The organism is Rhodococcus sp. Chr-9, assembly GCF_000801125.1.
Lineage (GTDB): Bacteria > Actinomycetota > Actinomycetes > Mycobacteriales > Mycobacteriaceae > Rhodococcus > Rhodococcus pyridinivorans.
The window spans coordinates 820,694-829,447 of sequence record NZ_JTIZ01000122.1 but is presented as its reverse complement, the minus strand read 5'-3'; the positions used below and the strand labels follow the sequence as shown (position 1 = coordinate 829,447).

At 65.0% G+C, this 8,754-nt stretch carries 6 protein-coding genes and 2 pseudogenes; 2 read left to right on the top strand and 6 right to left on the bottom strand.

Annotated features, from left to right (window positions below):
* Positions 1–42: 42 nt before the first annotated feature.
* A pseudogene (locus tag QR64_RS23040) lies at positions 43–1,007 on the bottom strand (IS3 family transposase); the annotation flags it as partial.
* A 109-nt stretch (positions 1,008–1,116) separates the two neighbouring features.
* Positions 1,117–1,776, bottom strand: a pseudogene (locus tag QR64_RS26955) (IS3 family transposase); the annotation flags it as partial.
* Positions 1,777–2,676: 900 nt separating this feature from the next.
* On the opposite strand from QR64_RS26955, the gene QR64_RS23025 reads away from it, so the two are divergent.
* Complete coding sequence (locus tag QR64_RS23025; protein ID WP_019289498.1) at positions 2,677–3,108, top strand: carboxymuconolactone decarboxylase family protein; 432 nt, start codon at positions 2,677–2,679, stop codon at positions 3,106–3,108.
* Between the two features lie 40 nt (positions 3,109–3,148).
* Here the strand turns inward: QR64_RS23025 and QR64_RS23020 are convergent, their stop codons facing one another.
* Both QR64_RS23020 and QR64_RS23015 read right to left on the bottom strand, forming a co-directional pair.
* Positions 3,149–3,661 (bottom strand): LysM peptidoglycan-binding domain-containing protein, encoded by a 513-nt coding sequence (locus tag QR64_RS23020; protein WP_052227399.1) that lies wholly within the window; start codon positions 3,659–3,661, stop codon positions 3,149–3,151.
* Positions 3,662–4,358: 697 nt separating this feature from the next.
* Entirely contained in the window at positions 4,359–5,081 is a 723-nt protein-coding gene (locus QR64_RS23015) for an aspartate/glutamate racemase family protein (RefSeq protein WP_039587348.1), read from the bottom strand.
* 616 nt (positions 5,082–5,697) lie between these two features.
* Between QR64_RS23015 and QR64_RS23010 the strand changes: the two genes are divergently transcribed.
* The gene (locus QR64_RS23010) at positions 5,698–6,765 is read left to right on the top strand and encodes a hypothetical protein (RefSeq protein ID WP_039587347.1); all 1,068 of its coding nucleotides are present in this window, start codon (positions 5,698–5,700) and stop codon (positions 6,763–6,765) included.
* A gap of 57 nt (positions 6,766–6,822) precedes the next feature.
* Here QR64_RS23010 and QR64_RS23005 read toward each other — a convergent pair whose 3' ends face one another.
* Entirely contained in the window at positions 6,823–7,263 is a 441-nt protein-coding gene (locus tag QR64_RS23005) for a VOC family protein (protein WP_019289494.1), read from the bottom strand.
* Between the two features lie 570 nt (positions 7,264–7,833).
* Complete coding sequence (locus QR64_RS23000) at positions 7,834–8,730, bottom strand: ABC transporter substrate-binding protein (RefSeq protein WP_230810866.1); 897 nt, start codon at positions 8,728–8,730, stop codon at positions 7,834–7,836.
* Between the last annotated feature and the right edge of the window lie 24 nt (positions 8,731–8,754).

The following is an 8,754-nucleotide window of genomic DNA, read 5'->3' as shown; positions in this document are numbered from 1 at the left end:
TTGATTCGTGGGTAACGATCCGGTGGATTAGCCGGTCAACAGGCAGGCGCCGACTCGGCCCATCGATCCGACCATCGCGTGCCGGCCGAGAGCGTGGACGAATTTCCTGGACCGGAATTGCGATCCGCGGTCGCTGTGGACGATGCAGCCGGCGACCTGATCTCCGGCCGCGGCCCGGCGGGCGACGGCGGAGTCGAGGGCGTCGACCGCGAGTCGGGCTTTCATTCTCGAGTCGATGGAGTAGCCGACGATCCGGTTCGAGTGCACGTCCTTGATCGCGCACAGGTAGAGCTTGCCCTCACCGGTGTGATGCTCGGTGATATCTTTGAGCCACAATCGATTCCGCTTATCGGCGGTGAAGTTGCGGGCGACGAGGTCGTCGTGGACCGGCGGCCCGGAACGGACGTGTTTGGTGCCGCGTTTCTTGCCGAACGAGCTCCACCACTTGTTGGCTGAGCAGATCCGCCACCCGGTGCGCTGCGCCATCGTCTGGCCGGCGTCGGCGGCCTCGTCGACGAGGAACCGGTACCCGAATTCGGGGTCGTCGCGGTGGGCGTCGAACAGGGCGTTGGCCCGGTAGGCCTCGTCGAGTTCGGCAGCGGTCACCGGTGTGGCGAGCCACCGGTAGTAGGGCTGGCGCGCGATTTTGAGGACCCGGCACGTCACCGCGACGGGGATGCCGTCAACGGCCAACTCACGGACGAGCGGGTACATCATTTTCCCGGCAGGTTCGCCTGCGACAGATATGCCGCGGCGCGACGCAGGACCTCGTTCTCCTGTTCGAGCAGCCGGATCCGTTTCGGGGCTTCGCGCAGCTCGGCGTTCTCACTGGCGGTGGTTCCGGGCTTGACGCCGTCCTCGACGTCGGCGGCCTTCATCCAGTTCGCCAGGCAGGACTCGCTGATCCCGAAATCGGCGGCGATCTGCTTCAGTTGCTGACCGGGCTCACGGCCACGGGCAACACGGACGACGTCGTCACGGAACTCTTTGGGATACGGCTTCGGCACAGGGCACATCCTTCCAGCAGTGCCTTGCGGCACCACAGATCAGATGTCACCTATCCGTGCAGCAGTCCCCGGCTTGCTATGAACCATCCCGGGTTTCATGCACACACTGTCATTTGTGTGCGACCGGTTGATCGGCACGGTGTTCAGCGTAGTACCTGGCTTCGTACTCGGCCGGTGGGATCCGCCCGAGGCGATGCATAAGCCGGCCGGTGTTGTACCAGTGCACCCACGCAAAGGCAGCCTCCTCGACGTCACTGATGGTGCGCAACGGGCCCTCGCGGAACGGGGAATCGTCGGCGATGCACTCGGTCTTGTAGAGCCCGATCGTCGTCTCTGCGAGAGCATCATCGTAGGCATCGGCCACCGAACCTATTGACGGCCGAATCCCTTGCAGGAACAGGGTTTCCCCGAACCAAGAAGCCGCATACTGCGAGCCCGCATCTGATTGGTGAATAGTTCTCTCGCGCAACGGATTGCCGTGCATCGAGTGCAGCATGCAGGCCTGATTCACTGCCCGCTGCACAAACGCGGTCTCCTTCGACGTCGACACCTCCCAACCGACGATCGTGCCGGCGAACGCGTCGATCACGAACGCCGTGTATGCGAAGCACGGCACCATTCGCACGTACGTGAAGTCGGCGACATAGAGCGCGTCGGGCCGCTCGACCCGGAAGTTCCGGTCGACCAGATCCGGTGGCCGCGGCGCCGACGGCTCCGAGATCGTGGTGCGGACCTTGGAGCGAGCGGCGCGGACCCAACTTCGGATTCGGGTGGCCGCGCGTGGCGCGCTGTCGTCGGGTGCTCGACTCCGGCCTGCTTCGACCTCTGGGGTGGTAGGACCGGCCGGCGCAACTGTGTCTTCGACGGTGGTGGCTCCTGGTTGTTCCGACCGCGGCTGCAGAGATTCGAGGCGCTGCGGTGGGGATGGAGCCACCTCTGGTGTCCACGACGGCACAGAAGGCCGCCACCATGAAGGTGGAGTCCACTGCGGCGGCGTCGACGTAGGAGGTCGAGGGGGCGGCCGCGAGAGGGTGAGAGTCGGGGCCCGCGGAATGACGACTTCGCCACCCGTTCCACCGGAACCGCGCTTCGAACCGGATCCATCACCTCCCGACGTCCCTCCTTCGGTACCGGACTCGGTCTCTCCTCGGTCGGGCCCCGAACAGGTCGAACACGCGTCGACTCCGGGCTTCCTCTGTGCTGCTGCGTGCATTGTGGACATCCCACCAACGAGAACCACTGCAAGGCAAAGCGTGAACAAGGCGCTGTATCGGCGTGACGGTGTCATCATGGTGCCCTCCGTGCGTGACATCCACTTTCGCGTCGCTTTACGGGCAACTCGCGAGTAGAGCACTACGCGAATCGGCGAACACGGTGGCGCACGCGGTGGCCTGCGGGTCCCCACCGAGGTTTCGATCGCTGCCGCACCGCCGTTCGACGTCCTGCTGGTCTGGCACTGCACCCGGTCTCGCTCGTCGACCACGAACCGGCGTGCCGGGTCGCGCGACAGATGGACTACCGGTGGCAGGAATCCCCGGAACTCGACAGACCGGGACCGGCCGACCTCTGGCCGCAATGCAAAAATCCACCCCCACCGGCCCGGACGTGGCTGACAGAATGAAGCAGCCGGTCGTTCCGACCGGTATCGCTCGCCGGAAGGACATTCACGATGGCGCATGTCAACCTCGGTAAGCAGCACCCGGCCGCCTACAAGAGCGTATTGGCCCTGAACGAGGAGGTCGAGGAGGCCGTCGCGCGAGCCGGACTCGATGCGAAGCTGGCCGAACTGGTGAAGGTCCGGACGTCGCAGCTCACCGGATGCGCGTTCTGTCTGCGCATGCACACACGCGACGCGCTCGACAAGGGCGAGACCACCGATCGTCTCGCGGTCCTTGCCGCATGGTGGGAGTCGCAGTACTTCACCGAACATGAGCGGGCCGCGCTCGCCGAAGACGTCACTCACCACATGGAACCCGCTGGTCACGAGTGGGACAACGGATCACTGAGCGACGAGCAGGTCTCCGCGATCACGTGGCTCACGATCGTCATGAACGCGTGGAACCGCATCGCCGTCCGAAGCCACTACCCCGTCGCTCCGTGACCTGCGCCGGACACCACCTCCGACCGGAAGATCTCCCGCGTCAGAAGTCGGTGAGGTCCGGGAAGAACAACACCTGCCCGACGGTGATCTTGTTCGGATCGGCGATGTGATCGGCAGCCGCAACGATCGGGAACATCTCCGCGTTCCCGTAGTGGTGTTGCGCCAAGACCCGCAGGGTATCGCCGGCGACGGCGGTGTGCCGGAGATTGAGTCCCGGACGGATCAGCACGCGTCCGACCTCGACGTGGTCGGGGTCGGCGATGCGGTTCGGGAACGAAATGATCGGATGCAACTGCGCCTCGCTGTACCAGCGACGTGCCCGTTCCGAGAGCGTCTCCCCTGCGACCACGGTGTGCCCGACGTCCCCGAGTTCGGGAATGAGAAGCGATCGACCTACCCGGACAACGTTCGGATCGCCGATGTGGTTGGCCGCTGCGAGTACCGGAAAGAAAGTCCCGTCATCGTAGAAGTGCTGAGCCAGCCCCGACAGTGTTTCGCCGGACGCGACGGTGTGCCGGCGGGTGATATACGGGATGAGCAGTTCCTGACCCACACTGATCGTGTTCGGGTCGGCGATGCCGTTGGGGACAGCGATGACGGGGAAAAGAGTTGCGTCGCCGTAGAACCTCTGAGCCAGCTTCGACAGGTATCGCCTGCGGCAACTTCGTATTTCGTAACCATGGCCGTGCCCCGGGTGGTGTGGACGTCGGCGATTCGGATCGAGCCGCCGATGACCATGCTGCTCACCATCAGGAGCAGGTACACGCGTAGCGCGCTACCCGAAATCACTACCGAGGAGTCCCTTCGACTACGTCGGTGGCAGCAGTGGTCAGCAGAGAGGAGTGCGGCACCAAACCCGCACGAGTGAGCGCGCTCATCACGATGCTCTCGATGTGTCGCCACCGGCTCGGTCGGTAGGTGCGCTCGGGACGGAACGAACTATCGGTCATGGTCTGCCTTTACGACCGTCGCGCACCCCGGAAAGCGCGCGGAACGTGCTCGAAAAGGTTGGACACCGGCGTCCCACACGCCCCGGGCTCCCTGAGCCGGGGCAGTGTGGCCGACATGTCCACATGTGTCCGGTCGGTCGGGCGACCCGTCAGTGCCGGCTGGTGGATTCGTCGGTGACGAGGCGGTACAGCACGTACACCGCGAACCACGCGATGAGCACCGACGCGATCACGAGCGCGATCTCGTAGAAGAGGACCATGTGCTCGATGCTACGACCCGCCGTGGCTACCTGCCTGTTATCACCGGAATTGTCCGCCGCGCCAGGTCGGCAGGTCGCGCGTTCCGAGTGCCACCTCGAGGGCCGCCTGTCCGGACAGTCGTGTCGAGTCCAGTACCGGTAACGGCGAGTCGGCCGGGGAGACCAACGGCGGGATCTCGGTGCACACCAGCGCAACCGCGTCGCATCCAGAGTCCGCGAGTCTGCCGACGAGGTCCACGAAGGACGTCCGGGTCTCGTCCCTGAAGACGCCGTGCACCAGTTGGTCGAAGATCGTCGCGTGTACCAGGTCCTGGTCGTCGTCGGTCGGGATGACGGCCTCGATCCCGCGTGCCACCAGTTCGCGAGGATACAGAGGGCCCTGCATGGTGAACCGCGTTCCCAGGATGCCGACGCGTCGGTGCCCGGCACGCTGCGCTGTGTCGGCCACGATGTCGATCAGGTGCAGCCCGGGAATTGCGAGTGGCTCGCCGGGTGCTTCGAGCGCGAGGTGTGCGGTGTTGTCCGGGCACACGAAGAAGTCGCAGCCGGCCCGGGCCAGTCGATCGACGCTGGTCGCCGGCACGGCGCGCACCGCTTCGTAGTCTCCGCGCTCCCACGCGGGCATGCAGCGCTCGAAGGAGATGCAGTCCATCGTCACGTCCGGATGTGCCGGGTGCCCGAGACGGTTGCTGTGCTGACAGACCTCACGCCAGCACAGCGAGGCACCTTCCCAGCTGCGGCCCAGGATTCCGACGTCTTTCACCCCTGCACCCTCTCTGTCCTGCACCTGTGGTCGCTCTCCGTGTGACGAGCGGGAGAGCGACCACGGCGGTGACGGATCAGGATCCGGACGACGATCCGGTCTCGATCAGCTGCGTGATGACGGCGACGAGAACATCCGTGAGGAACGTTGCTGCAGAGCCCATTCGATTACCTCTTCCTTCGGTGTACAGGTACGCGCGCTCGGGCGAGCGCAGACTGCCTAGCGCTGCAATGGCTTTCATTGCATCCGCCGGCTGGGGCAGACAGTAGGCAATTCTTGCTCCGCGCACTCGGTGACCGACGCCACAGCCGAGGGGCGCTCCTCCCTCGGCAACCTTCCCGGCCCCGATCCGAGAGGTGCACAGTTTTCGATCCGCGCGCGTGTTTGATCGTCATAAGTGGGGATTATGACGATCAGTACGCACACTCGATCACAGATGAGATCAAGTTGTTTCTACTGCGCTCTTCGTTACGAAAAGCCACATCGTGTGGTTTTTACCCAGTTCACAGCGTTACATATCGTTTCGTTTCATCACAGTCCCACTGCTTAATTACGTAACTAAATGCGGTACGATACCTGCGACCCGGGATTTCGACGCGCCACGACGAGGACCTCCATGACCGACGCACACTCCCCCACTCCCGAAGCGACCACCGACGAGGAGGACTCGAGCAAACCCCGGGTGGGACGCCCTCGGAAGTACGCCACGGCAGCCGACCGTGTGCGCGCCTATCGCGAACGCGAACGCGCCAAGAAAGAAGCCGCCGGCACGGCCCCGGCGGTCGTCGAGAGCCCGGACGATGCGGTCTCCGCGCTCACGGCCGCCACCACTGCCCTACGCGCCCTCGCAACCAACAGCGTCGAGCAGTACTCGGCGATCGCCGAACGGATCACCACCGCGGTCGACAAGCTCACCGACGCCGAGGCTCTCGAGGCGCAGATGACGCGGTCCGCCGCCGAACTCGCGAAGGTCAAAGCCGACGCCGACGCGAAGATCGTCCGTCTACGCGAACAACTCGCCCAGGCACTCGAGGACCGCGACAACGCCGACGCGGCAGTGGCCGCCGTCGACGCCGAACTCGCCGACGCTCGTACCGCACACACCGAACAGGTGCGCCGACTCGACGAGGCGCATCGCGCCGAGTTGACGCGCCTCAAGGACGAGCACGCCGCAACACTGCAGCGGTGGAAGGACGAGTTCGAGGCCGCGACCGCCGAGCACACAGGGGCAGTCGGCGACCTGCGTGCGACGATCGTTCAGCAGGACGAATCCCTCACCGCGCAGCGACGCGAACTCGACGAGGCAGCAGCCCAGCGTGAGCGCGCTACCGTCGAGGTCACCGACCTGCGAGCCGAGATCGCGCGCCTGCAGACCGCACTCGACCGGGAGGTCTCTACCCGCGAGCGCCTCGACACCGAGCTCACCACCGAGCGCGACCGCACCTCCGAGCTACGGAGCCGACTCGAGGAATCGCGCATCACCGCCGCGACGGCCCAGGCAGCCGAGACCGCGGCACGAGCACGCGGCGACGAACTGCGGGCCGAACTGTCGGCACTGCGCGACGAGATCACCGCCTTGCGCGACGAGACGAAGACGCTTCAGACTGAAAATCTGACGCTGAGAACCGAATCGACCTCTCTCCGCGCCGAACTGGATGCAGTGGGGGCCGCCGGGACGAGCTGAGCCGGTCGCCCGATCATCGAGAGGTTCGATGCCGATCTCCGCCGGCGGGGGCGAGCGTCAACCGAGCTGTTCGAACAACGACACGATGATGCCGTCCGGTCCCCGCACGTACGCCATTCGCACGCTGTTCTCGTATTCACCGATACCCCCGACGAGCCCGTAACCCTGCTCTGCTACAGCGTCGACGGCAACTTGGAGGTCGCCGACCTCGAACGACACATTGCGGATCCCGAGCTCGTTCGGCATCGCCGTCGGCGAACCGGGGAGGTGGTCGGGCGCGATGAAGCGCGAAAGCTCGAGCCGGGTCCCTCCGTCCGGGGGTCGGAGCATCACGATCTCGCAGTGCGTGCCGGGGAGTCCGCAGACGGTCGCAGGAAAGTCGCCCTGCACAGAGCCGGTGCCTTCGACCTCGAAGCCGAGGCCGGCGAAGAACGCCGTCGCAACGTCGAGGTCGGAGACGGTGAGGCCGACATGGTCGAAACGTCGTACGTGTGCCATGGGATCCATCCTTCGATGTTGTCTCGTCCGTTTACTGCTGGGACGGAGCCGGTGCTCGGATCTCGGCATTCCGCGGACTCGGTGGGATATCGGATCGTTCCCCACCACCGCATCGATGAGCTACGACGCGCCCCTCTGATCCGAGCAGCCCTGACAAGCATCAGCAGGCACAGCGCGATGCCCCATCCGATCTCCGACAGCATCACACCCGCACCACCGCCCCGTCATATCACACACCTGCTCATCCACATTCAGAGCAGTAGAGCCCGAATTGTTTCTGTGAGAAGTTCAATTCTTCCACTGCGACAGGGCATTTCGTTGTTACGACGCGCTGGTTATCTCCGCCGGTTCGGTGCATCCAGGCTTACCGGTAGCTACGGTCAAGGCCACGAACTCGGGGTGGATGTCTTCGTCGAAGGTCAAGGCACTCCGCTCGGAGCGACAGACCGGCCGACCCCGCGGCCACCGCTTCGGACTTCGGCGCACCCACCCGCACGGGTGCCGCGCCGCAGACCGGCTCGATCGACTGCGTTCGGTTCCCGAGCAGACTGAACAGTCATGTCAAGGTCCTTACCTCTGACTGTGGAAGGCGTCCGGGTAGAGCCGCTCCGCGATGGTTTCGACCGCCTCGACGTTGCCGATGGTGCCGGGATAGAAGTCGCTCTGTGGGACGCCGATGAGCAGACCGTCCCGAACCGCTGTGACGTTCGGGAATGTGGCGCGCAAGTATTCGAGCACCTGCTGTTCCTGCTTGTCGCTGGTGGTGCCGAACACAATGGCGTCGGGGTTGCGGCTGATGATCTCTTCAGGGTTGATCTCGGCCGAGAAGAAGTCCGCGAACTCCGGGGCGTCCGGGTCGAAGACGTTCTCGCCGCCGGCGGTGCGGATGATGTCGTACTCGATGCCCGCACCGATCGCACCGAGAACGTTCCCCTCGACCCAGACCTGGGCCACGGTCACAGGCTCTTCTCCTCTGATCGACTCTTCGACGGCCTCGAGGCGGTTCTGCGCGCCCTCGGCGAGCGCATCGGCCGCGTCGGCAACTCCGAGGATCTGCCCGAGGTTGGCGATGTCGATGAACAGGTCGGTGACTTGTGCGCTGGAGCGACGGTCCGCGCATCCGCCGGTGGCAACGTAGGCCTGGGCGCCGTTTTCGGAGAGTTGTTCGATGCTGGCGTAGCCCTGCTCGGCGGTGAACTCGTACTCGGTGGGCGAGACCACCAGATCCGGTGAGACCGTCAGGAGGTCCTCACGAGCCGGAGGCGTGTCCGTGCTGAGCACAGGGACGTCGGCAGCACGACCGGCGACGTCGTCAGGGAGTTCTGAGGTGCTGACCTGGGCCTGGCCGACGAGCGTGTCCTGGGCTCCGAGGCGCAGCAGCAGATCGGTCTGGGACGGCATCATGCCGACGACCCGAGTGGGCGGTTGCTCGAAGGTGAGCTCGCGCCCGCAGTTGCTGAACGTCACCGTCTCGCGCGTGCCTTCGGAAAT

Coding starts and splice junctions, on each gene's coding strand:
- QR64_RS23010 (WP_039587347.1), top strand. CDS start 5,698: ATGACCGACGCACACTCCCCCACTCCCGAAGCGACCACCGACGAGGAG.
- QR64_RS23025 (WP_019289498.1), top strand. CDS start 2,677: ATGGCGCATGTCAACCTCGGTAAGCAGCACCCGGCCGCCTACAAGAGC.
- QR64_RS23005 (WP_019289494.1), bottom strand. CDS start 7,263: ATGGCACACGTACGACGTTTCGACCATGTCGGCCTCACCGTCTCCGAC.